Origin of the sequence: Methylocystis sp. (assembly GCF_051061285.1) — a bacterium.
In the GTDB taxonomy this organism is placed as follows: Bacteria; Pseudomonadota; Alphaproteobacteria; order Rhizobiales; family Beijerinckiaceae; genus Methylocystis.
This window is the reverse complement of sequence record NZ_JBPFEA010000024.1, coordinates 189,313-215,245: the sequence shown is the minus strand read 5'-3', so window position 1 is coordinate 215,245 and position 25,933 is coordinate 189,313. Positions and strand designations below refer to the sequence as shown.

25 protein-coding genes are annotated in these 25,933 nt (G+C 62.4%); 12 read left to right on the top strand and 13 right to left on the bottom strand.

Translation table 11 applies throughout. The features are described 5' to 3' along the window. The first annotated feature begins 31 nt into the window (after window positions 1-31). Window positions 32-793 carry a phosphodiester glycosidase family protein gene (locus tag ACR65T_RS08680; protein ID WP_434496190.1) on the top strand — a complete coding sequence of 254 codons (762 nt, stop codon included), beginning with the start codon at window positions 32-34 and terminating at the stop codon, window positions 791-793. Here the strand turns inward: ACR65T_RS08680 and ACR65T_RS08675 are convergent. Then, window positions 790-3,624, bottom strand: coding sequence for a valine--tRNA ligase (locus ACR65T_RS08675; protein WP_434496189.1), 2,835 nt, complete (start codon window positions 3,622-3,624; stop codon window positions 790-792). The two genes, ACR65T_RS08680 and ACR65T_RS08675, sit on opposite strands and share 4 nt — an antisense overlap. A gap of 190 nt (window positions 3,625-3,814) precedes the next feature. After that, a complete protein-coding gene (eno, locus tag ACR65T_RS08670) occupies window positions 3,815-5,098 on the bottom strand; it encodes a phosphopyruvate hydratase (RefSeq protein ID WP_434496104.1) in 1,284 nt (427 codons plus the stop codon). Window positions 5,099-5,339: 241 nt separating this feature from the next. On the opposite strand from eno, the gene ACR65T_RS08665 reads away from it, so the two are divergent. Beyond that, window positions 5,340-6,116: a hypothetical protein gene (locus ACR65T_RS08665; RefSeq protein WP_434496103.1), complete on the top strand. Its 777-nt coding sequence runs from the start codon at window positions 5,340-5,342 to the stop codon at window positions 6,114-6,116. 46 nt (window positions 6,117-6,162) lie between these two features. After that, window positions 6,163-6,624, top strand: coding sequence for a preQ(1) synthase (gene queF / locus ACR65T_RS08660; RefSeq protein ID WP_196401552.1), 462 nt, complete (start codon window positions 6,163-6,165; stop codon window positions 6,622-6,624). A gap of 129 nt (window positions 6,625-6,753) precedes the next feature. Here queF and ACR65T_RS08655 read toward each other — a convergent pair whose 3' ends face one another. Beyond that, complete coding sequence (locus ACR65T_RS08655; protein ID WP_434496102.1) at window positions 6,754-7,827, bottom strand: HoxN/HupN/NixA family nickel/cobalt transporter; 1,074 nt, start codon at window positions 7,825-7,827, stop codon at window positions 6,754-6,756. 257 nt (window positions 7,828-8,084) lie between these two features. On the opposite strand from ACR65T_RS08655, the gene ACR65T_RS08650 reads away from it, so the two are divergent. Beyond that, a complete protein-coding gene (locus ACR65T_RS08650; RefSeq protein ID WP_434496101.1) occupies window positions 8,085-8,774 on the top strand; it encodes a Crp/Fnr family transcriptional regulator in 690 nt (229 codons plus the stop codon). 83 nt (window positions 8,775-8,857) lie between these two features. Beyond that, on the top strand, window positions 8,858-9,208 hold the full coding sequence (locus ACR65T_RS08645; RefSeq protein ID WP_434496100.1) for a hypothetical protein: 351 nt from the start codon (window positions 8,858-8,860) through the stop codon (window positions 9,206-9,208). Between the two features lie 74 nt (window positions 9,209-9,282). Here the strand turns inward: ACR65T_RS08645 and kdsA are convergent, their stop codons facing one another. From kdsA to ACR65T_RS08630, 3 genes are read right to left on the bottom strand one after another with little or no spacing between them, the layout of a single operon-like run. Beyond that, window positions 9,283-10,122, bottom strand: a complete 840-nt coding sequence (gene kdsA, locus ACR65T_RS08640; protein WP_434496099.1) for a 3-deoxy-8-phosphooctulonate synthase — start codon at window positions 10,120-10,122, stop codon at window positions 9,283-9,285. A 12-nt stretch (window positions 10,123-10,134) separates the two neighbouring features. Next, window positions 10,135-10,779 (bottom strand): uracil-DNA glycosylase family protein, encoded by a 645-nt coding sequence (locus tag ACR65T_RS08635; RefSeq protein WP_434496098.1) that lies wholly within the window; start codon window positions 10,777-10,779, stop codon window positions 10,135-10,137. Then, window positions 10,779-11,390: a glutathione S-transferase family protein gene (locus tag ACR65T_RS08630; protein WP_434496188.1), complete on the bottom strand. Its 612-nt coding sequence runs from the start codon at window positions 11,388-11,390 to the stop codon at window positions 10,779-10,781. Before ACR65T_RS08630 ends, ACR65T_RS08635 begins: the two co-directional genes overlap by 1 nt. A gap of 128 nt (window positions 11,391-11,518) precedes the next feature. Here ACR65T_RS08630 and queC point away from each other — a divergent pair, with 128 nt between their 5' ends. The 4 genes from queC to trpS all read left to right on the top strand — a co-directional run bounded on the left by queC (window position 11,519) and on the right by trpS (window position 16,097). Further along, entirely contained in the window at window positions 11,519-12,262 is a 744-nt protein-coding gene (queC, locus tag ACR65T_RS08625) for a 7-cyano-7-deazaguanine synthase QueC (RefSeq protein WP_434496097.1), read from the top strand. A 128-nt stretch (window positions 12,263-12,390) separates the two neighbouring features. Continuing rightward, a complete protein-coding gene (locus ACR65T_RS08620; protein WP_434496096.1) occupies window positions 12,391-14,652 on the top strand; it encodes a TonB-dependent receptor in 2,262 nt (753 codons plus the stop codon). Between the two features lie 107 nt (window positions 14,653-14,759). After that, on the top strand, window positions 14,760-14,885 hold the full coding sequence (gene ykgO, locus ACR65T_RS08615; protein WP_018407448.1) for a type B 50S ribosomal protein L36: 126 nt from the start codon (window positions 14,760-14,762) through the stop codon (window positions 14,883-14,885). Window positions 14,886-15,074: 189 nt separating this feature from the next. After that, window positions 15,075-16,097, top strand: a complete 1,023-nt coding sequence (gene trpS, locus ACR65T_RS08610; protein ID WP_434496095.1) for a tryptophan--tRNA ligase — start codon at window positions 15,075-15,077, stop codon at window positions 16,095-16,097. Between the two features lie 22 nt (window positions 16,098-16,119). On the opposite strand, the gene ACR65T_RS08605 is transcribed toward trpS, so the two are convergent. Continuing rightward, window positions 16,120-17,019, bottom strand: a complete 900-nt coding sequence (locus ACR65T_RS08605) for a histone deacetylase family protein (RefSeq protein ID WP_434496187.1) — start codon at window positions 17,017-17,019, stop codon at window positions 16,120-16,122. Window positions 17,020-17,297: 278 nt separating this feature from the next. Here ACR65T_RS08605 and ACR65T_RS08600 point away from each other — a divergent pair, with 278 nt between their 5' ends. Both ACR65T_RS08600 and ACR65T_RS08595 read left to right on the top strand, forming a co-directional pair. Beyond that, on the top strand, window positions 17,298-17,909 hold the full coding sequence (locus ACR65T_RS08600) for a L,D-transpeptidase (RefSeq protein ID WP_434496094.1): 612 nt from the start codon (window positions 17,298-17,300) through the stop codon (window positions 17,907-17,909). Window positions 17,910-18,160: 251 nt separating this feature from the next. Further along, window positions 18,161-18,304 carry a hypothetical protein gene (locus tag ACR65T_RS08595; RefSeq protein WP_434496093.1) on the top strand — a complete coding sequence of 48 codons (144 nt, stop codon included), beginning with the start codon at window positions 18,161-18,163 and terminating at the stop codon, window positions 18,302-18,304. 301 nt (window positions 18,305-18,605) lie between these two features. Here ACR65T_RS08595 and ACR65T_RS08590 read toward each other — a convergent pair whose 3' ends face one another. The 4 genes from ACR65T_RS08590 to ACR65T_RS08575 form a co-directional block, all read right to left on the bottom strand. Beyond that, window positions 18,606-19,172, bottom strand: a complete 567-nt coding sequence (locus ACR65T_RS08590; protein WP_434496092.1) for a hypothetical protein — start codon at window positions 19,170-19,172, stop codon at window positions 18,606-18,608. Window positions 19,173-19,249: 77 nt separating this feature from the next. Beyond that, window positions 19,250-20,674, bottom strand: coding sequence for a dihydrolipoyl dehydrogenase (gene lpdA / locus ACR65T_RS08585; RefSeq protein ID WP_434496091.1), 1,425 nt, complete (start codon window positions 20,672-20,674; stop codon window positions 19,250-19,252). Window positions 20,675-20,768: 94 nt separating this feature from the next. Further along, complete coding sequence (locus ACR65T_RS08580) at window positions 20,769-21,197, bottom strand: DUF1772 domain-containing protein (RefSeq protein WP_014892460.1); 429 nt, start codon at window positions 21,195-21,197, stop codon at window positions 20,769-20,771. An 81-nt stretch (window positions 21,198-21,278) separates the two neighbouring features. Beyond that, window positions 21,279-22,343: a GSCFA domain-containing protein gene (locus ACR65T_RS08575; RefSeq protein ID WP_434496090.1), complete on the bottom strand. Its 1,065-nt coding sequence runs from the start codon at window positions 22,341-22,343 to the stop codon at window positions 21,279-21,281. A gap of 162 nt (window positions 22,344-22,505) precedes the next feature. On the opposite strand from ACR65T_RS08575, the gene ACR65T_RS08570 reads away from it, so the two are divergent. Then, a complete protein-coding gene (locus ACR65T_RS08570) occupies window positions 22,506-23,555 on the top strand; it encodes a WcbI family polysaccharide biosynthesis putative acetyltransferase (RefSeq protein WP_434496089.1) in 1,050 nt (349 codons plus the stop codon). A 6-nt stretch (window positions 23,556-23,561) separates the two neighbouring features. On the opposite strand, the gene ACR65T_RS08565 is transcribed toward ACR65T_RS08570, so the two are convergent. After that, complete coding sequence (locus tag ACR65T_RS08565; protein ID WP_434496088.1) at window positions 23,562-24,401, bottom strand: class I SAM-dependent methyltransferase; 840 nt, start codon at window positions 24,399-24,401, stop codon at window positions 23,562-23,564. Window positions 24,402-24,479: 78 nt separating this feature from the next. Beyond that, window positions 24,480-25,781, bottom strand: coding sequence for a polyhydroxyalkanoate depolymerase (locus tag ACR65T_RS08560; protein WP_434496087.1), 1,302 nt, complete (start codon window positions 25,779-25,781; stop codon window positions 24,480-24,482). Window positions 25,782-25,933: the final 152 nt, after the last annotated feature.

Sequence of the window (25,933 nt, the reverse complement as noted above, 5' to 3'; positions counted from 1 at the left end):
TTTGCTCGTTACGAAGCTAATGACGCGCATGATGCGCGTCTTTTCAAAAACGCTCGCGGCGCTAGGGCTGGCGCTTTTTATCGCATCCGGGGCGGCGGCCAAGCCCGGCCCCTGCGCCCAGATCGATCAGGCCGGCGCCGCCTACACAGTGTGCGACTTCGATGCGCGCAAAGGCGACATTCGGCTCTTTCTGCGCGACGAGAAAGGCGAAATCTATGGCTCTTTCTCGCGGCTTGCGGATAAACTGGCGAACAAGGGCGAAACGCTCGTCTTCGCCATGAACGCCGGCATGTATGCGGAAAGTCGCGCGCCGGTCGGCCTCTATGTCGAGAACGGCCGCACGCTCAAAGGCGCCAATACGCGTCCCGGTCCCGGCAATTTTCACATGAAGCCCAACGGCGTGTTCTGGGTAGACGGGTCGCGCGCCGGCGTGACCGAAACGGCGCGCTTCTTGAAGAGCCGCCAGCGCGCGCAGTTCGCGACCCAGTCTGGGCCGATGCTCGTTGTCGGCGGACGCATTCATCCCCGCATCCATGAGGACGGAACGTCGCAGAAATTTCGCAACGGCGTGTGCGTCCAAGACGGCCATGTCGCGCGCTTCGCGATCTCCAATCAGCCGGTGACATTTTACGAATTCGCGCGATTCTTTCGCGATCGCCTGCACTGTCTGGACGCGCTGTTTCTCGACGGCGGCGCCGCTTCGGCGCTTTATGCGCCGTCGCTCTCGCGCCACGATCGCTTTATGCCGGCGATGGGGCCGATCGTCGGGGTCGTCGAGAACGCGGATCGCTAGCTTAGTCGGAGAAGCGCCGCATTGAGCTTGTCGACGCGCGCCGCCGTCTCTTCGCGCCGCTCGCGATGCTCGTCGATCACCTCTTCTTCGGCCTTGGCGAGAAAGCCCTCATTGGCGAGTTTGGCGTCGAGCTTCTTCAACTCGGCTTCGAGCTTGCCGATCTCTTTCGCCAGCCGCGCTCTTTCGGCGCCAAGGTCGATCACGCCCTCAAGCGGCATGGCGGCGACGCCGCCGCGGACGATAATTTGCGCGCTGCTCTTGGGCGCCGCCTCAGCGAAGCCGATGTGCGAGAGGCGCGCCAGCTTGCGGATCGTCTCGTCCCAGCGCGTCGCGCGCGCTTTCAGCGCGTCGTCTGCGCCGACCAGCAGCAGCACCGTCTCGCTCGTCAGATTCATTTCCGCACGCAGCGAGCGCACCTCGGAGATGAGGTCGACGACCCAGCCGATTTCGCTTTCGGCCTCCGCATCTTCGAGTCCTTCGAGCGAGGGCCACGAGGCGAGCGCCAGCATCGTCTCGCGCTTGGGACCGTCCGCGCCCTTGATCGCCCAAAGCTCCTCGGTGAGGAAGGGCATGAACGGGTGCAGTAGCGCATAAATCTGATCGAGAACGAAGGCGGTCGTCGCGCGCGTCTCGTCCTTTTCAGCGCCGTCGGCGCCTTGCAGCAGCGGCTTGGCGAGTTCGACATACCAATCGCAGAAGACGCTCCAGACGAAGCGATAGACGGCGTTCGCCGCGTCATTGAAACGATAGGCCTCGATCGCCGCGCTCACGTCCGCCGTTGTGCGCGCCGCTTCGCCGATGATCCAGCGGTTGAGCGTGATCTGATTGGCGCGCGGATCGTAATGGGCGACGCGCGCGCAGCCGTTGATTTCCGCGAAGCGCGAGGCGTTCCACAGCTTCGTCGCGAAATTGCGATAGCCTTCGACGCGCTGCGTCGAGAGCTTGATGTCGCGGCCCTGCGCCGCCATCGCCGCGAGCGTGAAGCGCAGCGCATCGGCGCCATATTCGTCGATGAGGCGCAGCGGGTCGATGACATTGCCCTTCGACTTACTCATCTTCGCGCCCTTCTCGTCGCGAACCAGCGCGTGGATATAGACGTCGCGGAAGGGGACTTCGTCCATGAAATAGAGGCCCATCATCATCATCCGGGCGACCCAGAAGAAGATGATGTCGAAGCCGGTGACGAGGGCGCTCGTCGGATAATAGCGCGCGAGCTCCGGCGTCTTCTCCGGCCAACCGAGAGTCGAGAAGGGCCACAGCGCCGACGAGAACCAGGTGTCGAGCACGTCTTCGTCGCGCCAAATAGGAATTACTTGACGGTCAAACTGCGCCGTCATCGCATTCATCCAGCCTTCTTCAACACTAACATCACGGCTGTAATAGGCTCTAGCGGCTTCTAGTGCCGCAGACTCATCCTCTTCAATGAAACTGATCAAGCTATTTGGATCAGCTATCGACGCGGGGCCGTATTTGTTGAGCGACTCAATTGTTCCATCGTCGTTCTTTTTGGGGCCATACCAAACCGGAATGCGGTGTCCCCACCATAACTGGCGCGAGACACACCATGGCTGGATATTCTCCAGCCACTCAAAATAGGTCTTTTCCCAGTTCTTCGGCACGAAGCTCGTGCGGCCGTCGCGGACTGCTTTGAGCGCCGGCTCTGCGAGAGTTTTGGCGTCGACATACCATTGGTTGGTCAGGAACGGCTCAAGCACGGCGTGCGAACGGTCGCCATGGGGGACCATATGTTTGTGGTCGTCGATTCCCTCAAGAAGGCCGCGCTCTTCCATCATTTCTACGACACGTTTGCGCGCCTCAAATCTATCAAGCGTATCTAGGGCTTCGATGGCAGAATCGGTTGTAGCAGACGCAGAGACACTCGATATGAACTCGTGATTTTCGCGTAGCCAAAGTGACGCCGAACCGTTCAATACATTGATCAGCGGCAATCCATGCCGCTTGCCGACCTCGAAATCGTTGAAGTCATGCGCGGGCGTGATTTTCACCGCGCCGGTGCCCTTCTCGGGATCTGAATATTCATCAGCGACGATCGGGATCAGCCTGCCGACGAGCGGCAGACGCACGCGCTTGCCAACCAGCGCCGTATAGCGCTCGTCTTCCGGATGCACGGCGACGGCGGTATCGCCGAGCATCGTCTCGGGCCGCGTCGTCGCGACGACAATATATTCGCCGGTCTCTTTCCCAGCGTCGTCGACGATCGGATATTTGAAGCGCCACAGATGGCCCTTCACTTCGACCTGCTGCACTTCGAGATCGGAGATCGCCGTGTGCAGCGCCGGGTCCCAATTGACGAGGCGCTTGTCCTTGTAGAGCAGGCCGTCGCGATAGAGCTGAACGAAAACCTTCACCACCGCGCGCGACAGGCCCTCATCGAGCGTGAAGCGTTCACGCGACCAGTCGCAGCTGGCGCCGAGGCGCTTCAGCTGTTCGACGATCTTGCCGCCTGACTCCGCCTTCCATTCCCACACGCGCTCGACGAATTTCTCGCGTCCGAGTTCGCGGCGATGCTCCTGGCGCTCCATGAGCTGGCGTTCGACGACCATCTGGGTCGCGATGCCGGCGTGGTCGGTGCCGGGCTGCCACAACACGTCGTCGCCCTTCATGCGCCGATAGCGCACCAGAATGTCCTGCAGCGTATTGTTGAGCGCATGGCCCATATGCAGGCTGCCGGTGACGTTCGGCGGCGGAATGACGATGGAATAGGGCGCCGCCCGCGCGCGTTCGGGCCGCCCGGCGCGAAAGGCTTGCGCCTCTTCCCACGCGTCGCGGATGCGCGATTCAATTGAGGCGGGAGCGAAGGTTTTTTCCATGGTCATCGGGCGAGAGAACCCTCTCCCAAGGGGAGAGGGTGGCTGCGGAGCAGCCGGGTGAGGGGTTACCACGCTCGCCGCTCGCTGACGAATGCGAGCCGCTGAAATACGCAAGTCGGCAAAGGGGCATGCCCCTCACCCCGGTCCTCCGGACCGACCCTCTCCCAATGGGAGAGGGTGGCGCTTCGCGCTAGGCCAGCGCCTTGAGCGCGCTCTTGCCGGCGTAGATCGCCGCGTCGCCCAGCTCCTCCTCGATGCGGATGAGCTGGTTGTATTTGGCGGTGCGGTCGGAGCGGGCGAGCGAGCCGGTCTTGATCTGGCCGCTGTTCGTCGCGACGACGAGATCGGCGATGGTCGAATCCTCGGTCTCGCCGGAGCGATGCGAGAAGACGGTGGTGTAGCCGGCGCGGTGCGCGGTCTCGACCGAAGCGAGCGTCTCGGTCAGCGTGCCGATCTGATTGACCTTGACGAGCAGCGAATTGGCGACGCCCAACTTTATGCCCTCGTTGAGGCGCACCACATTGGTGACGAAAAGATCGTCGCCGACGAGTTGCACTTTCTTGCCCAGAAGGTCGGTGAGCTTCTTCCAGCCCTCCCAATCATCTTCGGCCATGCCGTCCTCGATCGAGACGATCGGATAGGCGTCGGCAAGCTTGGCGAGATAGGCGACCTGCTCGTCGATCGAGCGCGTCACGCCTTCGCCCTCATAGACATATTTGCCGTCCTTGAAGAATTCCGTGGCGGCGCAGTCGGAGCAAAGATGCACGTCGACGCCGGGCTTGAAGCCCGCCGTTTCGATCGCCTTCATGATGAAGTCGAGCGCCGCTTCGGCGGAGGGAAGATTGGGCGCGAAGCCGCCCTCATCGCCGACCGAGGTGCTGAGGCCGGCCTTCTTCAACGCCGCCTTGAGCGTATGGAAAATCTCCGCGCCCCAGCGGATGGCGTCGCGCACATTCGGCGCGCCGGTCGGCATGATCATGAATTCCTGGAAATCGATCGGATTGTCGGCATGCACGCCGCCATTGACGATATTCATCATCGGCGTCGGCAGCACCCGCGCCTGCACGCCGCCTACGTAACGGTAGAGTGGCAGGGCGGTCGCCTCTGCGGCAGCCTTGGCGACGGCGAGCGACACGCCGAGAATGGCGTTGGCGCCGAGCCGCGACTTGTTCGGCGTCCCGTCGAGCTTGATCATCGCCTCGTCGAGGGCGACCTGATCCTCAGCTTCGAAGCCGAGCAGCGCGCCGGCGATTTCGTCGTTGACGTTGTCGACCGCCGTGAGCACGCCCTTGCCGAGATAGCGCGACTTGTCGCCGTCGCGCTTTTCCGCCGCTTCATGCGCGCCCGTCGAGGCCCCGGACGGCACCGCCGCCCGTCCAGAAGAGCCATCCTCCAGGGTGACGTCGACCTCGACGGTTGGGTTCCCGCGAGAATCCAGAATTTCGCGGGCGTGGATGTCGACGATCTCGGTCATGGGTGCCTCTTCATGATGCGGCGCGGAGCGGCGCGACTTCTTAGACCTATTGCGCGGTCCCGAAAAGCCTCAGCCGCAAAAAGGTTCTGCGTCCGCCGGGCGCTTTTCGGGGCGCCTGTGCTGCGCCGCCGCGACGGCGCGCCAGCGAAATCCGTTGACTGGGGAGGGGCCCTCCCTATCCTTGAGCTTGATCAATGAGCGGGCGTTCGCCGCCCCGCGCGCAGGTCGGCGGGAGGTTCGGATGGCCCTAAGCACAGCACGATTGGCGCGTAGCGTCGTTTTCAGTCTTTGTTTGGGGCTTTGGAGTCCCGCCGGCGCCTGGGCTCAGTCGCCGGAACATGTCGCCGCCGCCAAGGCGACTTTGGAGAAATCTCCCGTCCGAGCCAATTGCGCGCCGGCGCAGGAAGATTTTCTCGGCTGGCCGGCGAGCCTCGTGCAGCGGTGCGAATATCAGCGCGAGGACATGCCTGGCCTCGCCTATGTGCTCGACATCAAGCCGGAAACTCTGGCGCGCTGGGTCGAGGCCGGATGCAGCCGCCTGATGGTCGGCGCAGGCCATTGTTTCGACCGGACGTTGAAATGCGCGCTCGACAGCACAGGCGCCAGCTTTGTGATCGGCGGCAATCTGATCGCGGCGCGCGGCGGCGTGAAGCAGAATCGCTTTTATCGCAACGGCGTCGCGATCGTTGCGCCCAAAAGCGGCATGCCGGGCGTTGTGCCGATCCCAGAACAGGAGCAGATCGCGCATATGCCGGAAAAGGACGTCTCGGCGATGCTCGACCGCGGCGGCGTCGCCTTGTGGAACACCATGCCCTATCAATTCGCCGTGAAGGCGCTCGAAATCGCCGTGCCGGCGGAGATGAACACGCCGGACCGGCGCGAGAAATGGCTCGAAATCGTGCGCGTCGAAATGCTGAAGGCGCTCGAGAGCCCCGAGAACCGCCTTCTCTCCGGCTGGATGTCGGCGCATCCGATCACTTTGCGCGCGGGAGAATGCCCGGACTCACGCGACCCGTGAGCCGTTTGGCGCTTGACGCGGCGGCGATCGCGCCTTTGTTACCCGCATGACCAAGACTCATAAGGGCGCCGCGCTGCTCGGCCGCACGGCCGCGCTGCCGGCTTCGCCGGACGAGGCCGAACTCGATCTCGTGCCCAATCCGCACAAGGACGCGACCTATCTCGTGCGCTTCACCGCGCCCGAGTTCACCTCGCTCTGCCCGGTGACCGGGCAGCCGGACTTCGCGCATATCGTCATCGACTATGTCCCCGCCGAATGGCTGGTCGAGTCGAAGGCCTTGAAGCTCTATCTCGGGAGCTTCCGAAACCACGGCGCCTTTCACGAAGACTGCACGCTGCGGATCGCGCGCGATCTCGTTGCGGCGATGACGCCGAAATGGCTGCGCATCGGCGGCTATTGGTATCCGCGCGGCGGCATGCCGATCGACGTCTTCTGGCAGACCGGCGCCCCGCCCGAGGGGCTGTGGCTTCCTGACCAGGGCGTGCCGCCTTACCGGGGGCGAGGCTAGGGGTTCACGACTCCCAGATCGCGCTGCATTTGGGCGGAATCGCCCAGATGCAGATAAATTGATCGATTCCCAAAGTTTAGAGCGCGCTCTGTGCGAAAAACCGGTTCCCACTTTTTCGCGAGCCGCGCTCTAGCGCCGCGCCGGATAGTCCATGCCGACTGCGCCGCGATACGCCTTCATTTGCGCCTGGCTTCGATAGAAGAGCATGGAGATGATCCAGCTCGCGATCAGGATCGCGGCGATCGCAAAGCCGAAATTGGCAAGATTGTCGTTAAGCCCTTGAACGAGGCGCCAAACACCGCCTTCGAAGCCGAGCTTATCGCCGATCAAGCCGAGCGCTTCGATGCCGCCGATGAAAAGGGCGACGATCACCGACATCGCGGTCATGACCAGATTGTACCAAAGTTTCCTCCGCGGATCGTCGAACGCCCAGCCGTAGGCTCCGGTCATCACCAGGCTGTCCGTGGTGTCCATCAGGGTCATGCCGGCGGTGAATAGCGCCGGAAACACCAGAATCGTCGAAAATGACATGCCTTGCGCCGCCTGCGCCGCCGAAATGCCGAGCAGGCCGATCTCCGTCGCCGTGTCGAAGCCCAGTCCCAACAGAAATCCAACGACGTACATGTGCCATGACCGCGAAACAAAGCGGAACAGCGGGCGGAAAACCCGGGTGAACACGCCTCGCCCGTTGAGCAGACGGTCGAGGTCCTCTTCGAGCACCGGTTCGCCAAGTCGGGCGCGGTTGTAGGCCGACCAGATGCCCCTGAGCAGGAGTAGATTTGCAAGGCCGATGACGATGAGGAACGAAGCTGACGCCATCGTGCCGATGGCGCCGCCGAAGGCCTGAAAGTCATGCGCCTGGCCCTGCATGGCCGCGGCCGCCGTCGCCATCAGGACCGAAGCGAGCGCGACGAAGGTGGAGTGGCCGAGCGAGAAGAAAAATCCGACCGAATACGGAGTCTTGCCGTCCTGCATCAATTTGCGGACGACATTGTCGATGGCGGCGATGTGATCGGCGTCGAAGGCGTGGCGAAGCCCGAACATAAAGGCCAGAACGGCGGCCCCCATCAAACCCGGTCGATCGGAAAAGGCTGTCCACGCCCAAGTCCAGGCCAAGACATTGGCCGCGATGATCAAGCCATAGGTCGCGGCAGCCTTGGCTTTGAAATTGTCGCCTTGGTCATCGAAAGGATTGAGCGCCATGACCCCCGCCTGAGCAATAAGGATCTTTAACCGTAATCTCTTAATTAGGAAAGTTCATACGGGGCGACCAGCGGGAGCCGGCTTGACCAGGTGGCTACGGGTAGCCACTGGCGCAATGCAAAATCGAGGCGTTGCGTCTCGTGACGATCGATCGCGCGCTGCTCGACGATCCGTTGGCTGCGCGCAAGGCTTAGCGGATCGCCATCGCCAGACGGTCTCTTGAGCAGGATGGTTTGTGCAGCTTCGATTTTGATAGGATGCGCGGTCGGGCGGAAGCGCCGGGGAACGACATGCTGTCGGAAGAGAATATCGCCGAGTGGCGGCTCTGCGCGCCTTCTCTGCGGGAAGCGGAGCTCTCCGACGGCGAAATGCTGTATCGGCAAGGCGAGGAGCCGGGCTTTCTCTATTGTTTGATGCGGGGCGTCGTCAGGCTTTCGCATGTCGCGGAAAGTGGCGCGCAGATCACGCTCGCCATCGCGGGCGCCGGCGAACTCTTCGGGCGCGTGTCGCGGGCAAGAGCGTCGGCGCACAGCGCGAACGCCATCGGCGACGCGCGCGTTTTTTTCATCACCCCTTTGGACGTGGAGCGTCTCGTCGCGAAAAGCCCATCGTTCTCGAGCTTCCTCAGCGCCGGACTGGAGGCGTCGCGGGAACGCGCCGAGCGCAGGCTGATCGACCGCCAGACCAAGACAGTCGCCGCGCGGCTGATCGAAACACTGGGCGAGCTTGTGCAGGCGTTCGGCGCGCCTTGCCCGCATGGCTATTCGCTCGAAATCAGGCTCACGCAGCAGGACATCGCCGACCTCGTCCATGCGAGCCGCCCGGTCGTGACGCGGATGATGAACGGGTTGAGGCGGCGGGGCGCGCTCGACTATCGGCGCGACCTTATCTGCGTCAATCATCTCGCGCTGCAATCCCTCGCGAAAGAAAAGCCCGTCGATCTGTAATCAAGATGACAGACGGCCTCCGCGCCGCGAGCTAACGAGAGGAGAAGGCGGCCGATCCGCGCCGCCAACGCGGGGAAACCACAATGAAACCACTCACGGCGCGCCTGCATGGCTATCTCGACTATCTGACGGTGTTGATTTTCCTCGCCGCGCCAAGCGTCCTTGGTTTCGGCGGCCTGCCGGCGAAGCTCGCCTGGCTGCTCGCGGGCGTGCATCTGGCGATGACGCTCGTGACGAAATTTCCGCTCGGCGTGTTTCGGCGGCTCGCTTTCACGCTCCATGGCTGGGTTGAAAGGATCGTCGGCCCGGCGCTCATCGCCGTCGCTTTTCTTCCCGATATTTTCAGCGTCAAGCCGGCCTTCGCCTTTTTCGCGGGCATGGGCCTTGTCATCATCGCCGTCGGCTGGCTGACGGATTATGCGGAGGCGGGTTAATGCCGACGCCCTCCCGATCAAGCCTTTGGCCTCTCGGAGGAATGACAGGCGCATAGGAATTGCTCCGCCTCGCTTTAGACGGGCTTTTTCGCCAGACGGTCGAACGCCATCAGCTCCTTGACCATTGTTTCGAGCTCGCCGAGCGGGACTTGCGTCGCGCCGTCCGAGATCGCCGCGCCCGGATCGGGATGCGTCTCGATGAAAAGCGCCGCGACGCCGACGGCGACGGCGGCGCGGGCGAGGGTTGCAACGAAACGCCGCTCGCCGCCTGAGGACGTCGCTCGTCCGCCCGGTTGCTGCACGGCATGCGTGGCGTCGAAGACGACGGGCGCGCCGGTGGTCTCCTTCAGGATCGGCAGGGCGCGCATGTCCGCGACAAGCGCATTATAGCCGAAGCTCGTCCCGCGCTCGGTGACGAGCACGTCGGCGGCGCCGGCCTCACGCGCTTTCTCGACGGCGTGGACCATGTCCCAGGGCGCCAGGAACGGACCCTTCTTGATATTGACCGGGCGTCCGGTTTTCGCCGCGGCGACGATGAGATCGGTCTGGCGGCAGAGAAAGGCGGGTATTTGCAGAAGGTCCACAATCTCCGCGACGCGCGCGCATTGCCCCGCCTCATGCACGTCGGTTGTCACGGGTAGGCCGGTCTTCTCCTTTATCTCCGCGAAGATCGGCAGGGCGGCCTCAAGCCCGACGCCCCGACGCGCCGCGGCGCTCGTGCGATTCGCCTTGTCGAATGAGGCCTTGAAGACGACGCCGATCTTCAGTCGCGCGCCGATCGCGGCGAGTTCGCCGGCGACCTTGAGCGCCAGATCGCGGCTCTCCAGTGCGCAGGGGCCGGCGATGAGCGTCAAAGGCAAATCGTTGCCGATCTCAACCCGCCGCGCGCCGTCTCCGATGATTACGCTTGTCACCCGGGCCTTGTCTCATGTTTTGACGAGCCGCGCGACCTCGGCGCGCAGCGCCGGCAGCGCCTCGGCTTCGAACCAGGGATTGCGTTTCAGCCAGCCGCTGTTGCGCCAGGACGGATGGGGGAGGGGAAAGATCAGCGGCGTCGTATTCTGGAATTCGCGCCAGCGCGCGACGATCTCTGAAACGCTCGCGCCTCTCGGCAGCGCATGGCCGAGACGGGCGAAATGATAGTCATGCGCATAGCGCCCGATCGCGACGACCGTTTCGATCTGCGGTAGCGCGGCGAATAGCGAGTCGTGCCAGCGCGGGCGACATTCGGGACGCGGCGGCAGGTCGCCGCCGGCGGCGTCGTAACCCGGAAAGCAGAAGCCCATCGGCACGATGGCGATGCGCGAGACATCGTAGAAGGTCTCGCGATCGACGCCCATCCAGTCGCGCAGCCGATCGCCGGAGGGATCGTTGAAGGGAACGCCGGTCTGATTGACGAGATTGCCGGGCGCCTGGCTCGCTAATAAAAGCCGCGCGGTGGACGAGACGCGCAGCACCGGCCGCGGCTCATGCGGCAGCTCTACGCCCTCAGGCGTTTCGGCGCAGAGACGGCAGGCGCGGATGCGCCCCGTGATCTCCTCAAGCTTCCTGCTCGGCGAGCGCCGCGTCATTACGGCACGACGCTCGGACGCGCCGAGACGTCCGCGCGCCAGCGCGAAAGATTCGGCAGATCTTGAGGGATGTCGACCCGCGCGGCCTTGGTCAGGTCCATGGCGACGATGGCGGTGATGTCGGCGATCGTAAAGTCGTCGGAGGCGATGAAGCGCCGCGCGGCGAGTTCCCCATCGAGAAAGCGCATCATCTGTTGCGCGCGCGGCCGCTGATGCTCGGCCAATTGCTGCAGCTGCGGCGATTCGAGCCGCGCCAGCGCCGGATGGCTGTGGCGAAAGGCCAGCGCCACCGGCGTGAACAGGCGGAATTCCACCCGGCGCTGCCACATCTCGACAAAGGCCTGTTCGCGCGCGTCGCGGCCAAAGAGTGGCGGCTCCGGGTAAAGCGACTCGATGTAGCGGCAGATGGCGACGGATTCGGTGAGCGTCGCGCCGTCGTCGAGCACGAGCGCCGGCGCCTCGTTGAGCGGGTTAATCTGCGCATAGGCCTCGCTCTTATGCTCTTGCGCCATCAGGTTGACGTCACGAACGGGGATCGTGACGTTTTTCTCAGCCAGAAAAATGCGGACGCGTCTGGGATTGGGCGCGAGCGGCGTATTATAGAGCAGCATGTCGATCTCGTTCCGGGTTCGGATAGGGGGATTGTTGCGATTGGCGATGGCGGCGTGAAAACTTTCCGAAAATGCATTCCTGTCGGCGGCGGCTCGCAGTTTTGCAGCCATGATTTAAGTTAGTCGCGATGACGAACGATCTCCCGACTCAACCCGCCGCCGCGCTCGTGCTGTTTTCCGGCGGGCAGGATTCCACGACCTGCCTTGCCTGGGCGCTGTCGCGCTTCGAGCGCGTCGAGACGGTCGGATTTGATTACGGCCAGCGCCATCGCGTCGAGCTCTCGCGCCGCGCGGGGCTACGCGACGGCCTTATTCGCCTCTCGCCGCTGTGGGCCGCGCGGCTTGGCGAGGATCGCACGATTTCGATCGAAGCGCTCGGGGCCATCTCCGAGACGGCGTTGACGCGCAACGCGGAGATCGCCTTCGCCGCCGACGGGCTTCCCAACACATTCGTTCCGGGGCGCAATCTGCTGTTTCTGACCTTCGCCGCGGCGCTCGCCTATCGTCGCGGCGTCGCCGATCTCGTCGGCGGCATGTGCGAAACGGACTATTCGGGCTATCCCGATTGCCGCGACCAGACGATCCGCGCCATGGCGCAGGCGCTCAGTCTCGGCATGGATCGCAGCATCAACATTCATACGCCGCTGATGTGGATTGACAAGGCGGCGACCTGGCGACTGGCGGAATCGCTCGGCGGCGAACCGCTGGTGCGGCTCATCGTCGAAGAAACCCACACCTGTTATCTCGGCGAGAGGGGCCGCCGCTTCGACTGGGGCTATGGCTGCGGCGAATGCCCGGCCTGCAAGCTGCGCGCGCACGGCTGGGAGAACTATCGCGCCGGACAGACGAGCGCGGCGGCCGAGACCTTCTGATCTTTCGAATGTGGCCTCGCGGCCACAGGCGGCGCGGACCTGTGCATGAAAGGGCGACTATGCATTGACACGCTTCCGCTAGGTCTAGATATGTTATGTTATAACATAATCAGCGAGAGCGGGCGTCGATGAGGAAGAGCGTTTTGGTCGGCGCAGCGGCCGGCGGCGCAGTCGTCTGGATTTTCACGAGCGTCGCGAGCGCCGTGGCGCAGCAGGCCTTGCCGCCGATCGAAGTCGGCGCCGTGAGTCCGATTAAACGCGCCAAGATCGTCTCCCCGCCACAGACCCCTCCAGCGCCCGGCGGGCGCAACCGCAGCGTCGCCGGCCCGAGCGGACCCGAGCCGCGCGAGCCGGCCGTGGCGCCGCAAGGCGTCCTTCCCATCGTCGCCGATCAGTTCGCGACGGTGACGGTCGTCACCAATGAGGAGCTGCGGCGCTCGCCGGGCGCGACCCTTGGCGATGTGCTTTTCGCCAAGCCGGGCATCACCGGATCGAGCTTTGCGCCCGGCGCGGCGAGCCGTCCCATTGTGCGCGGTCTCGACAATTACCGCGTGCGCATCCAGGAGAACGGCGTCAGCAACAGCGGCGTCTCGGAACTTGGCGAGGACCACGCCGTACCGCTCGATCCCGTCGCCGCGAGCCAGGTGGAGGTGGTGCGCGGCCCGGCGACGCTGCGCTGGGGATCGCAAGCGATCGGCGGCGTCGTCAATGTCGAAAACAACCGCATTCCCACGGCCTTGCCCTGCCGTCTTGCTTTCATCCCTACGGCCGAGACGCAAGGTTGCTCGGTCGTCGAGACTCGCGGCGCGGTGATGACCGTCGACAACGCGCTGGAAAACGCGACGCTGCTCGACGTCGGCCGCGGCAACGTCGCCTTCCACATGGATGTCCATGGCCGGCGCAGCAGCGACTACCGCATTCCCGGCTATCCTTATCTTTTTCCGCCGGATCCGCCGCCGCCGATGTTCGGACGCCAGCCCAATTCGTCGATGCGCTCGGCCGGCGGTTCGGTCGGCGGCTCCTATTTCTTCGACGGCGGCTTTGTCGGCGTCGCGGTGACGCAGTTCAACTCGCGCTATCACATCCCCGGCATTGAGCCGACGGAGACCAATACGCGCATCGAGCTTCGCCAGACGCGCGTGACGACCAAGGGCGAGTTCCGTCCGCAGTCGGCCTATATCGAAGCGGTCCGCTTCTGGGCCGGTCTGACCGACTACAAGCACCACGAACTCGCCAATGAGGGGGGCTTTGACGGCGTTCAGCAGACCTTCACCAACAAGGATCTCGAGGCCCGGGTCGAAACGCAGCTTCGTCCCGTCGACCTATCCTTCGCCACTCTGACCAGCGCCTTCGGCGTCCAAGGCATGCATCAGATCCTGACCTCGCCAGGACGCGAGGGCGGGCTCTTCGATCCCAATCGGACAAGAAACGTCGCCGGTTATTGGTTCAATGAATTCAGGTTGAGCGACACGACGAGGATGCAGCTTGCCGGACGCATCGAACATGCGACTGTCTCCGGCGCATTCCCCGAACTCCTGATTGATCCGACGCTGCAAATCGCGCGCGTGCGCAATTTCACGCCAAAGAGCGCCGCCTTCGGCGTCCTGCAGGATTTGCCCGAAGGCGTCGTCGCCAGCCTGACCGCGCAATATGTCGAACGCGCGCCGCGCGCGCCCGAACTCTTCTCGCGCGGAATCCACGACGCGACCGGAACCTTCGATATCGGCAATCCCAACCTTGGAATCGAGACGGCGAAGACCGTCGAAATCGGTTTGCGTCGTCCAGTCGGCCCATTTCGATTTGAAGCGACGGCTTACCTCACGCGCTTCGACGGCTTTATCTTCCGAAATCTCACCGGCGCGGTTTGCGAGGCGGATTTCGCGAGCTGCGCCTTCGACGGCGCGGGGGATCTGCGCGAGGCGATCTATTCGCAGCGCAATGCGGTTTTTCGCGGCGGCGAATTTCAGAGCCAGCTCGACGTCGCGCCGCTGGCAGGCGGCGTTTTTGGCGTGGAGCACCAGTTCGACGTGGTGCGGGCGACATTCGTCGGCGGCGGCAATGTCCCCCGCATCCCGCCCGTTCGGCTCGGAGGCGGACTCTTCTGGCGAGATATGAACTGGCTGCTGCGGGTCAATCTCCTGCACGCCTTCGCGCAGCGCAACATCGATCCAACCAATGAAACGCCGACAAAGGGCTACAATCTGCTGAGGGCCGAGATCAGCTATCGCATGCTATTCGATCCGGGCGATCCGCTGAGCCGCGAATTGAGGATGGGACTCGTGGGCGACAATCTCCTCAACGACGACATTCGTAACAGCGTCTCTTTCCGCAAGGATCAGGTGCTGCTGCCGGGCGCCAATCTGCGCGTCTTCGTCAATGCGCGCTTTTAGGCGCCTGAGGCGTTTCGGCTTGATCGCCGGGGCGAAATAGGGCATAGGCGGGGCCAACGAAGCGCTGGGCGTATCCCGGCCAGTTCACTATTGCCGGGGTGAGATCGATGAAAGTCCGCAACTCTTTGAAATCTCTGCGTTCGCGCCATCGCGCCAACCAGATCGTGCGCCGCAAAGGCCGCGTCTACATCATCAACAAGGTGCAAAAGCGCTATAAGGCGCGTCAGGGCTGATCAGGGGTCCGTCGTGATTTCTGCCAGGCGAGAAACGTCGCTTTTGCTCTGCATTGCATATTGCTGGCGTCGCGCTTCCTAAGCGCGGCCCGTCATATTTCATGACCCGAGCCGCTGTTACGGCGGCGCGGGCATTTGTGTGGCTAACCGACCGTGGCGGCGGCTCTCAACGAGAGAGCCCTTTGCGCCATGACCAAAACGCCTCCTCCCGTGATCCTGACCGGTGATCGTACGACCGGTCCGTTGCATCTAGGCCATTATGCGGGATCGCTTCAGAACCGCGTCGCCCTGCAACACACTCACGAGCAATATCTGTTGCTCGCCGATTCACAGGCGCTCACCGATAACGCACACGACCCGGAAAAAGTCCGCCGCAACGTGTTCGAGGTAGCCCTCGACTATCTGGCCGTTGGCGTGGACCCGGCTGTGTCCACGATCTGCGTCCAATCTCTTCTGCCCGCGCTCGCCGAGCTGACGCTGCTGTATTTGAACTTTGTCAGTCTCGCCCGTCTCGAGCGCAATCCGACCATCAAGGATGAGATACGCGCGCGTGGTTTCGACCGCGACATCCCTGCCGGCTTCCTTTGTTACCCGGCCGCGCAAGCTGCCGATATAACGGCATTCAAGGCGACTTTAGTGCCTGTGGGAGAAGACCAGGCCCCGATCATCGAACAAACGAACGAGATCGTGCGGCGCCTTAATCGACAGATCGGTCGACACGTGCTGCTCGAAGCTCGGGCTTTGATTCCGCGGGTGGGACGCCTTCCCGGCGTCGATGGCAGATCGAAGATGAGCAAGTCCCAGGGCAATGCTATTCCGCTCTCGGCACGTGACGATGAGATAGAGGAGGCGGTGCAGCGCATGTACACCGATCCCGGCCATCTGCGCGCCTCTGATCCCGGCCGTGTCGAGGGTAATGTTGTCTTCACCTATCTCGACGCATTCGACGATGACCGTGAAGCCGTCGCCCATCTAAAGGCTCGTTATCAACGTGGCGGGCTCGGCGATATGGCGCTGAAATCGCGCCTGAGAGATGTTTTAAAGGCGTTACTTGGCCCAATTCGCGAGCGGAGGTTTGAACTGAAGCGCGATCCTGATTTTGTTATGGACGTTCTCCGAAAGGGGACGCGCAAAGCGCAAAGTCTAACCGCAGAGACCATGGCGGAAGTGCGCGAAGCCTTAGGGCTTTTTGACCTGGAGCAGAGGCTTTGATCGGAAGCGAGTAGACGCCAGACTAACCGCTCGCCTCCGCAACCCCCATGAGCGCGAGCACATGCGCGTTGACGCTGCGGCTCAGAGCGTCAACGTCATAGCCGCCCTCGAGCATTGAGACGACGCGGCCGCCGCAGCGCCGGTCGGCGATATCCATCAGCCGTTTGGTCGCGTCGCCGAAATCCGTCTCGCGGAGCCGCAGGCCGCCGAGCGGATCCCGCTCATGGGCGTCGAAGCCCGCCGAAATCAGGATCAGATCGGGCGCGAAATCGCGCACCCGCGGCAGGATTCGGTCGGCGAGCGCTTCTCGAAAGGCGTCCCCGGTCGAACCGGCGAGCAGCGGCGCATTGACGATATTGTCATGGTCGCCGGTTTCGTTGCGCCCGCCCGTGCCTGGATAAAAAGGCGCCTGATGCGTCGAGCAGAACAGCACTTTGTCGTCGGCCCAGAAGATCTCTTGCGTGCCATTGCCGTGATGGACGTCGAAGTCGACGATCGCCACCCGTTCCGCCCCATGCGCCGCCAGGGCGTGGCGCGCGGCCACGGCGACATTGTTGACGAAGCAAAAACCCATTGGATTGTGCACGCCGGCATGATGTCCGGGCGGCCGAACAGCGACGAAGGCGTTGTCGGCGTGTCCCGACATGACTTCGTCCACTGCCGCGACGGCGCCGCCGGCGGCGCGCCACACAGCTTCGATCGTCTTCGGACACATCAGCGTATCGCTGTCGAGCGCCGAATAGCCTTCGCGCGGCGCGGCGCGCTCAAGGGCTGCAAGATAGGATTGCGGATGGACGCGTTGCAGCGCCTCCGCTTGCGCTTGGGGCGCGCTCATTCGGCTCAGGGATGCGAATCGCGCTTGCTCCAAGCCGCGTTGGATAGCCCGCAACCGTTCGGGGGCTTCGGGATGGCCGGGGCCCATCTCATGAAGGAGCCCGCTTTCATGTGTGACGAGAAGGGTTTTCAATGCTGCGACGCAATCCAAGCGGGCGACGCTACGCCAGTCAACGCCATGATTCTCGGCCTTCCGCGGCCTCCTGTCCATGAAAAAGAAATGGTAAAGCTCAAGCGAGGGCTCGCGCCGGTTAGCGTGGCGCCGGCGCAACAGTAAGGGAATAATTCGGAAGACGTGATCCCAGCGCCAAAGTTCATGATAAGAAAATCGTAACAACTGTTTTGCGGCGGAAAGGAGTGCCTGAAATGAGTTTCAGATATGTGACGGCGGCGTCTGCGCTTCTCGCTGTTTTTTTGGCGGGTTGCAACGGGGGAACGCCTCTTCCCGATCCGAGGCTTAATGGCCGCGACGCCGAATTCATGGCGCTTGCTCCCAAGGCTGGGGTAAGCTCGCAATACGAACGCTACCTCGTCGATTATAAGACGAACGAGCCCGTCGGTTCGATCATCGTCGATAACCGCTCGAAATTCCTTTACTATGTCATGCCGGGCGGAAAGGCCGTGCGCTACGGCGTCGCCACCGGTCAGGACGCGATGGCCTTCACCGGCCGGGCCTATGTGGGCGGCTTGCAGGAATGGCCGCGGTGGATCCCGCCAAAGGACATGCTCGAGCGCTGGCCGCATCTCCAGCCGACGGCGGATGCCGGTGGTCTGCCTGGCGGCCCCGACAATCCGCTCGGCTCGCGCGCGCTCTACCTCTATCAGAACGGCAAGGATACGCTTTATCGTATCCATGGCACAAATGAGCCGGACAAGATCGGACAGGCGGTGTCCTCGGGGTGCATCCGCATGCGCGACATCGACGCGATCGATCTCTACAATCGCGTCAAGATCGGCACGAAAGTCGTCGTGCTCTAAGCTTTTCGCCACAGTTCATTAAGCTTCCTGCGACGCCCTCCGCCCAGCGCGCGAGGGCGTCGTCATTTTTGCCATCAGACGTCTCGTTGGCCATCAGACGTCTTGCCCCTCGTTCGGCGTAACCGCAGCCCGAGCAAACCGGTCTTCGACGACCGATCGCCAGTGTGCGCCGTCGCACTGCGCCTTGGTAAAACGAATCTTAATGTCGCGAATGTTCGCAGGGGGCGGGCGACAGAAGAGGGGAAATGGTTATGCGTCCGACGACAAGCATGGGCTGCTTAGTTCTGGTGGTCAGCATTCTCTTGCTGGAAGTCGCCGGCGCGGGCGCTTACATCGCGACGTCCGCGCAAGCGAAACCCTCGGACCCTTGCTACGGCTATGCGATTTGCCAGTAAAAAATTTCATTTGGCCGCGCAATTCGTGGAACGCGCGCGCGACATTTGCGTTTTTATTCTGAAAGGCCGGCGCGCCCGAAATCAATGCTCGAAAGAGCGGAGACGCGGAGCGCCGCGCCTTTCAAGTTTTTATATCCGTTGCAGCGAGAGGCGGAAGGCTGGGCCCGTCATGCGCAATTTGGTTTTGTATGTATTGATGTTGTTCCTGTTCGCGGCAAGCGTTGCAAGCGCCACGACGATTCTCTCTCGACCGTCGCTCAGCGACGACGATTTTTGCTTTGGATACGCGATCTGCGAATAGTCAGGCCGAACGTTTCTGACGCGCGAGTTCGCGCAAGCGCGCGACGCTGCGCGTCAGCGAGCCTGCTTCAACGCCGATAAACGCTTCTATTCGCCCGCACATCGCGTCGGCGGTCTGATAAATGCGCTGTTTGAACGGCGCGACCAGTCTGGCCGCCCAGGCGCGAATCGCGAGGACAACCGAATAGATCTGACGGAAGCGGTCCAGCTGCATCAGCTTGTCCCGGCAGATGTCGAAAAGAAACGACATGCAGCCGAGCGCCAGCGTTTTGGCGAGAAGGATCGCGATAAGCCCCGTGAACACATGTCCATGCGCGATCAATTCAAAACCAACCAGCTTGGCCGGTAGAATCACGAACGCTGGCGCGATAAATATCGCCAATGTTTTTACGGGCGTAAGCGTCGCAACGAAGTCCTTGAACTGCTGTTCGTAACGTTCAAGCCCAAGCGCGCGTCCAAGATCGTGCAGCCATTCGCTGAAATGATCCCACAGCCAGGTTTCGACCAGAAAGAGGACGGCGAGCGTGAACCAGAACGCATCCCTCAGGCGCCGTTTCCAATCTTCCATAAGTTCTTCCTCTCACATGCGGCGGGCGCGTAGCGCCAGCGCGCGGCGTGAAACACGACGGCCAAACTTAGACCCGCTCACATGTGAATAGCGCGTTTGGCGACGGCGAAGGCCGCCTCGCGCATCGCCTCCGAGAGCGTCGGATGGGCGTGGCAGGTGCGCGCGAGATCTTCCGCCGAGCCGGAAAATTCCATCAACACAGCAGCTTCAGCGATCAATTCGCCGGCCGCGGCGCCAAGAATGTGGACGCCGAGCACCCGGTCGGTCGCGGCGTCGGCGATGATCTTCACGAAGCCGTCGGTCGCGCGCATCGCGCGCGCGCGACCATTGGCGGTAAAGGGAAATTTGCCGATCGCAACCTCGATCCCTCGGGATTTGGCTTCTTCCTCGGTCATGCCGACCGCCGCGACTTCCGGCATCGTGTAGACGACGCTGGGAATGACGCCGTAGTTCACATGCCCCGCCTGTCCGGCGAGGATTTCGGCGACGGCGATGCCTTCGTCCTCAGCCTTATGGGCGAGCATCGGTCCGCGCACGACGTCGCCGATGGCGTAGACTCCTGGAACATTGGTCGCGAAGCCGTCGTGGATGACGACGCGCCCGCGCTCCAGGGCGACGCCGGCGTCCTCGAGTCCGAGACCCTGCGTGAACGGGATGCGGCCCGTCGCGATGAGCACCGCGTCCGCCTCGACCGTGTCGGACGTCGCGCCATCGACCGACGAATAGGAGACCACAGCGCGCTCGGCCTTGCCGGTTCGCTCGCGCCGCACGCCTGTCACCTTGGAGGCGAGGCGGAAACCGAAGCCCTGCTTTTCGAGGATCTTCTGAAAGCGCGCGGCGATCTCGAGATCAAAGCCCGGGAGAATGCGATCGAGATATTCGATCGCAATGACTTCCGTTCCCAGCCGGCGCCAGACCGATCCAAGCTCGAGTCCGATGACGCCCGCGCCGACGACGACCAGCCGCTTCGGCGTCTTCGCCAGGGCCAAGGCGCCGGTCGACGAAAGGATCAGCTTTTCGTCGACCGCAATCTCCGCGCCGGAGGCGTCGCGCAGCGGCGCGACAGCCGAACCGGTGGCGAGAACAATATTCTTCGCTTCGAGCGTTTGAACGGCGCCGTCGGGGCCGACGACCGCGACTCGCCCGGCGCCCTTCAGCCGGCCAACGCCGCGAAACGACTCGATCTTGTGCTTTCTAAACAGGAACGCGACGCCGTTGACGTTCGCGCCGACGGTGTCGTCCTTGTGCTTCATCATCGCCGCAAGATCTAGACGCGGCGGATCGACCATGACGCCGAGCGGCGCCAATCCATGCGCGGCTTCTTCAAACATATGCGAAGCGTGAAGCAGCGCCTTCGACGGAATGCAGCCGACATTGAGGCATGTGCCGCCGAATGTCGGGTCCTTCTCGACGACGGCCGTCTTCAATCCAAGTTGCGCCGCGCGGATCGCGCAAACGTAACCGCCTGGACCGGATCCGATCACGATAAGATCGTAGGTCATGTCATCCGCAACTCAAAAATGGCGCCGCCTCCAAGATCCGTTTCTCAGATGAACGCATCCGAGATGAATTTTGGCTAAACGCCGCTCTCGGAAATCAGGCGGCGGCCCAGACGTAGATGAGCGTTGCGACCAGCCCGAGCGCGGTTTGACCGAGCTCCAGGCGACCCCAAAGGTCGATGACCTTGCGCGCCTCATGCGCCGCGTCGGCCTGGATCAGCGCCAGGATGCGATTGTTGAGCGGCACGATGGCGAGATAGGTATAGGGCCAGCTCGCAATGGCGAGCAGGGCGCCGAAAAGCCATCTGACGTCATCGAGTTCGCGATAGGCGATGAAGCCGAAGAGGGCGGCAAGCGCGGCAAAACTTGCGAGCACAATGAAGCCGCGGTGATCGGAGGGCTCCCACTCCTTGATCAGCGCGTCGTCAGTGAGCGCAAGCCGCGCCGGCTGTTCGACATAGTTGACATAGAGCGAAGCGCCGGTGAAAGCGCCAGCCGTCGCGAGCGCAAGCGAACCAATAATCATTGAAGCGTCCTTTGGCGGTCGGCGCATAATTTGGCGTTCCTGGCGAATCGACCCCGACCGCCGACCCGCCGCCGTTATTCTTTAAGCAGACTCGATCGCTTCCTCGTCGCAGACGACGCGGGAGTTGCTCTCGGCTTCAGCGGCGACGTCGATTTTCACCGCCTTCACCGCATCCTGCTCTTTTCGGCGATCGGTGAAATGGTCGAAGAACACCCGCATGGCGCGATCGACGCCATAGGGATTGATGCGTCTCGTATCCTCCCGATAGAACATCGGCACGTTTGGGGAAACCGTGGCGAGATCATAGGATGGGAGATAGGCGATGTTCGGCCTTGCCCGCACGACCTCGTCGGCGGCGGCGCGCAGAATCGCCTTGACGGCGCAGTTCGATTCGATGACGTGCCGGTCTTCGTAGGTCGCGATAATGCCGACCGGCGACACGCTCAACACGATGCGAACCTTGGGATTGACCTCGCGAATGCGGTCGACGGCGGCCATGAAGTCGCGCACGACTTCGCTGACGGTCATATTGTAGAACTCGTAGACGCTCGGATCCCAGGTTCCGCCGGCGACGCCCGGCGCGAGCTGCAGGATTGCGCCATCCGGCTTGTGGCGCCAGGTCTCGGTGTGGCCGAATGTGAAAACGAAGACGTCCATCGTCTCGAACATGTGGCGGACCGCGGCGAGATGCCGCTCGCGATCGGCGCGCATCTCGTCAACAGTGGCGTATCCGTCCGGCTCGATGCGCGGCCGGAACGGATCGACGACGCGGCCGTCCTCCGGACGGTTCCAGTGATCGAGTTGCGGCGTGAAGCGTCCATAGGCGCGTTCGATCAATTGCAGCAGCTGAGCGGTCGTGTAGAGATTGCCGTAGCGGCAGGAATACATTGAGTAGTTGCGGCGCAGCGCCTCATCCGCGGACATGCCGGCCGGCGGCTGCTCGGCGAGATAATAATGGAATCCGCTCGCCTGCAGGTGCATGGCGATCTCTTGCGCGAAGCAGCTGCCGCCTGTGGCGACCTTGTCCTGCGGCGAAATCTTGAAAGGCGTGCGAATGATCGGATCGAGCGCGAAGGGCGGCAGCGACGTCACCGCCTTGCGCCAAAAGCGATGGTCGGGTAGGGAGCTATAGGGGTTCTCCGCCATGGTCGCACTCCTTTCTGATCCGGCCGATGGTCGCGGATCGAGCTTTTCCCGCGTCGTTCGCGAGCAGCCCTCTGGCGTCGCAACATAAACGGCGCCTGACCGCTTGTCACCCGGCGGCGCCGCTGAGAACGCCCGCGCCGTCGCCAATCCATGAAAGACCGCATGTTAACGCAGGTTGACAGACAGATTTTAAAATCCTGGCGGCAATACGCCATAGAGCCAAGGATCGCGAAATTCACCGGCCGCGTCATGCGCAACACCGGGCCACGGATCGCCATCATCGGCAACTGCCAGAGTTTCGGCATCGCCTATGCGATGAAAGTGCTCGATCCGAGCGCGACGGTTGACCATTTTTCGATGATCGCCCGCGCCCGCTCGACGATGGGCCTTTTCGTCAAGACGCTGGAGACCTACGACTACGTCTTCTCGCATGACTTTCTTGACGGTCATGTGCGCGGCGGCGGATCGGAGGAATTGTGCAAGCGCCTGCCGAAGACGATGATCTTTCCTGCGATCACCTTCGCGGCCTTTCATCCCGATCTCGTCTATATTCACGATCTGTCGCGCATGCACGGTTTCGTTTGCGGGCCGATCGGTCCCTACCATTCGGCGATCGCGCTTTTCGCCTATCGCAAGGGATTGTCGGTCGAGATGGCGAACGCGCTCTTCAACGAGAACGTCTTTGACGCGCTCGGCTATTTCGACATGTGGAACGACGCGTCGCGCGAACTCCTCGATGCGACGCGCGACAGATATGGCCTCGATCTTTCGGCCGAGCTGATGAACTGGTCGCGCCGGGGCGTCTTCATGTACAGCACCGTGCATCCGATGAGCTTTGTGCTGTTCGATCTCTCCAAGAAGCTTTTCGAGACGGTCGGACTGAAGCCGCGGACAGTGAATTTCAACTACTACGCCATTCATGATCTCGCGCGCAGCGAGATCTTCCCGATCTATCCGCCGATCGCCAAGCGATATGGCGCGCAGGGCGGCTATATGTTCAAACTGCAGAACCACCATATATCGACGTCGGTGGGCGACTTCCTGACGCTGCCGCAGTACATCGCGTCCTGCTACAAGATCTACAGCGGCCATGATCCATCGCAGCTTAGCAATCCGCGCGTCGACGCCTGGCTCGCCGACGAGGCGACGAGCGGATTGCTGATGAGATTGGCGCGCGAGAATTTCGTCGCGGGCCTCACGCCGACCCTGTGAGCGCGCTTATTTCCAGCGCGTGTCGAATTTCGACAGGTTGAACGGCGGCTTATAGGGATGCAGCGGATTTTCGCCGCTGAAGGGCGTCACCACGGTGAGAATGCGCTCGCGATGTTTCAGGGGCGCGAAGCCCGAAGGGTCCAGCGCGCCGGTGAAGCCGATAAGATGCGCCGGATCGACATTGAGCTTGAACGCCGGCGGCGGGCGCATCCAACTCTGCGCGGCCACATCCATATAAGCCGTCTTCAACATATGGTTGAGGCCCCACTGCGTCGGCACGAAGCAGGATTTGGCCGAATCCGACATGTCCCAATAAAAAGTGTCGGGTCGCAATTCGAGCGTCGCGTCGCCTTCGAAAATCGCGATTGATCCTTCGTGCATGAGATGCCGCACTTCGGCGAAGCCCGCGAAGGGGTCGACGAGATGGTAATAGACGCCAAGACAGATGACGATGTCGAAGGTCTCGTTAAGCTTCGAGGCTTCGTAGATCGAAACGTTCTGATTGATCTCGACGTTGGACTTTAAAAGCTTCTTGGCGAGGCGCAGTCCGGCGCCGCTCGCCCAATTTTGGCTCACGTCGTCGGTGGCGACAACGCGCTTGGCGCCCCGCCGCTCGGCGTAAAAGCTCCAGAATCCGTCCCAGCAGCCGATTTCGAGCACGCTCTTGCCGGCGAAATCGATCTTGTCGAGTTCGTTCTCGATGAAGCGCCAGATGCGGCGGTGATCGTCGGCTTGCGACACGCTGAGGGCGCGCAGCCCGTTTCCGAAATCGAACTCATGATACCAATGAATGGCGTCAATTTCTTTTTGCAGCGCTTCGCGCGAGGCTGCGTCCTGCACGTCCATCGATTGTTCCTTGGATAATTGCGTCAGGCGCGCGAAAGCGCTCACTCTGATCGCGCGGCGAGGGCGCGGAGTTTGCCTTTATTCCGCGCTCCACGCAAGGTGAGGACGCGCCGTCCCTATGCCGTCGAGACTCTCCATGTCCGTCGCGAAGGCGCGAATGCGCGGCGCGATCTCGTCGCGAAAGCGCGAGCCGTTGAAGACGCCGTAATGGCCGACGCCTTTCTGCACATAATGGCGCTTCCGGCCGGCAGGAATGTTGGCGCAGAGATCCAGCGCGGCTTCGGTCTGGCCGACGCCGGAAATGTCGTCTTTTTCACCCTCGACGGCAAAGAGCGCCGTGTGGCTGATCGCTTTGAGGTCGATGAGATTGCCGCGGTGGCGCAACAGGCCGAGCGGCACCTCGTGGCGGACGAATACGCGATCGACGGTTTGAAGATAGAATTCCGCGGTCAGGTCCATCACCGCGAGATATTCGTCGTAAAAATCGCGGTGTCTTTCGGCGGAGTCGCCGTCTCCCTCGACGAGATGGTTGAACATTTCAAGATGAGCCGAGATATGGCGCTCGAAATTCATCGACATGAAGCCGGAAAGCTGCAGAAAGCCCGGATAGACTTGGCGTCCCATGCCCGCGTGCGGAAACGGCACGGTGTGGATGCAATGGCGGCGGAACCAATCCATGCCGCGCTGCTGCGCCAGCTTGTTGACGGCCGTCGGATTCACCCGGGGGTCGATGGGGCCGCCGATCAGCACCATGGATTCCGGGACGTCAGGATCGTTGTCCGCCTCCATCGCGGCGATCGCGCAGATGAGCGGCACTGAGGCCTGACAGACGCCAAGCGTATGCAAGGGCGTTTGGGTCGCGTCCAGTGCAAGGAAGCGCATGATTTCGCTGAGATAATCGATGTAATCGTCGAGATCGAAGGAGCCGTCGACGAGCGGCACCGTGCGCGCGTCGCTCCAATCCGTGACGTAGACGTCGTGGGTTGGCAAAAACGCCTCGACTGTGCCGCGCAGCAGCGTGGCGTAGTGGCCGGACATCGGCGCGACAATCAGCAATTTCGACTGTCGGGGCGCCGGACCAGTAAATTGCCGCTTGAAATGCAGCAGGCCGCAAAAGGGGCGGCTCCAGACAACCTCCTCGACGATCTCGACCTCGGCGCCGTCGACAACCGTCGTGGCCAAGCCGAACAGCGGTTTCCCGTAGCGGCGAGTCATGCGCTCGAACAGCTCCGCCGAGGCGGCGACGTTGCGGCCGAACGACGTATGATGCAGCGGATTGAGCGGATTCTTCATCGCGTGCAACATCGCGTCCGTCGCCGCCCGCGCCGGCGCGAAAGCCAAGTGCAACATTTCGTACAGCTGGTAAGACATACGGTCCATCTTTACGCTTCTCCCCGCCACCCCCGTCGCAGCCGCCGCGCTGCGGTTTCATGTTGCACTGCACAATCAAACTTATAACACATTCAAGATGGGCTAAGTTAGAAATCTGGCGAGCAGAGCTGTGGCGCCACGGACCTGAAAATTTGCAGTTC

Coding starts and splice junctions, on each gene's coding strand:
- ACR65T_RS08655 (WP_434496102.1), bottom strand. CDS start 7,827: ATGGCGCTCAATCCTTTCGATGACCAAGGCGACAATTTCAAAGCCAAG.
- queC (WP_434496097.1), top strand. CDS start 11,519: ATGACGAACGATCTCCCGACTCAACCCGCCGCCGCGCTCGTGCTGTTT.
- ACR65T_RS08600 (WP_434496094.1), top strand. CDS start 17,298: ATGAGTTTCAGATATGTGACGGCGGCGTCTGCGCTTCTCGCTGTTTTT.
- ACR65T_RS08590 (WP_434496092.1), bottom strand. CDS start 19,172: ATGGAAGATTGGAAACGGCGCCTGAGGGATGCGTTCTGGTTCACGCTC.
- ACR65T_RS08675 (WP_434496189.1), bottom strand. CDS start 3,624: ATGGAAAAAACCTTCGCTCCCGCCTCAATTGAATCGCGCATCCGCGAC.
- ACR65T_RS08560 (WP_434496087.1), bottom strand. CDS start 25,781: ATGGACCGTATGTCTTACCAGCTGTACGAAATGTTGCACTTGGCTTTC.
- ACR65T_RS08565 (WP_434496088.1), bottom strand. CDS start 24,401: ATGGACGTGCAGGACGCAGCCTCGCGCGAAGCGCTGCAAAAAGAAATT.
- ACR65T_RS08620 (WP_434496096.1), top strand. CDS start 12,391: ATGAGGAAGAGCGTTTTGGTCGGCGCAGCGGCCGGCGGCGCAGTCGTC.
- ACR65T_RS08680 (WP_434496190.1), top strand. CDS start 32: ATGCGCGTCTTTTCAAAAACGCTCGCGGCGCTAGGGCTGGCGCTTTTT.
- ykgO (WP_018407448.1), top strand. CDS start 14,760: ATGAAAGTCCGCAACTCTTTGAAATCTCTGCGTTCGCGCCATCGCGCC.
- ACR65T_RS08575 (WP_434496090.1), bottom strand. CDS start 22,343: ATGGCGGAGAACCCCTATAGCTCCCTACCCGACCATCGCTTTTGGCGC.
- ACR65T_RS08595 (WP_434496093.1), top strand. CDS start 18,161: ATGCGTCCGACGACAAGCATGGGCTGCTTAGTTCTGGTGGTCAGCATT.
- ACR65T_RS08605 (WP_434496187.1), bottom strand. CDS start 17,019: ATGGGCCCCGGCCATCCCGAAGCCCCCGAACGGTTGCGGGCTATCCAA.
- queF (WP_196401552.1), top strand. CDS start 6,163: ATGACCAAGACTCATAAGGGCGCCGCGCTGCTCGGCCGCACGGCCGCG.
- eno (WP_434496104.1), bottom strand. CDS start 5,098: ATGACCGAGATCGTCGACATCCACGCCCGCGAAATTCTGGATTCTCGC.
- trpS (WP_434496095.1), top strand. CDS start 15,075: ATGACCAAAACGCCTCCTCCCGTGATCCTGACCGGTGATCGTACGACC.
- ACR65T_RS08645 (WP_434496100.1), top strand. CDS start 8,858: ATGAAACCACTCACGGCGCGCCTGCATGGCTATCTCGACTATCTGACG.
- lpdA (WP_434496091.1), bottom strand. CDS start 20,674: ATGACCTACGATCTTATCGTGATCGGATCCGGTCCAGGCGGTTACGTT.
- ACR65T_RS08650 (WP_434496101.1), top strand. CDS start 8,085: ATGCGCGGTCGGGCGGAAGCGCCGGGGAACGACATGCTGTCGGAAGAG.
- ACR65T_RS08570 (WP_434496089.1), top strand. CDS start 22,506: ATGTTAACGCAGGTTGACAGACAGATTTTAAAATCCTGGCGGCAATAC.
- ACR65T_RS08630 (WP_434496188.1), bottom strand. CDS start 11,390: ATGCTGCTCTATAATACGCCGCTCGCGCCCAATCCCAGACGCGTCCGC.
- ACR65T_RS08635 (WP_434496098.1), bottom strand. CDS start 10,779: ATGACGCGGCGCTCGCCGAGCAGGAAGCTTGAGGAGATCACGGGGCGC.
- ACR65T_RS08580 (WP_014892460.1), bottom strand. CDS start 21,197: ATGATTATTGGTTCGCTTGCGCTCGCGACGGCTGGCGCTTTCACCGGC.
- ACR65T_RS08665 (WP_434496103.1), top strand. CDS start 5,340: ATGGCCCTAAGCACAGCACGATTGGCGCGTAGCGTCGTTTTCAGTCTT.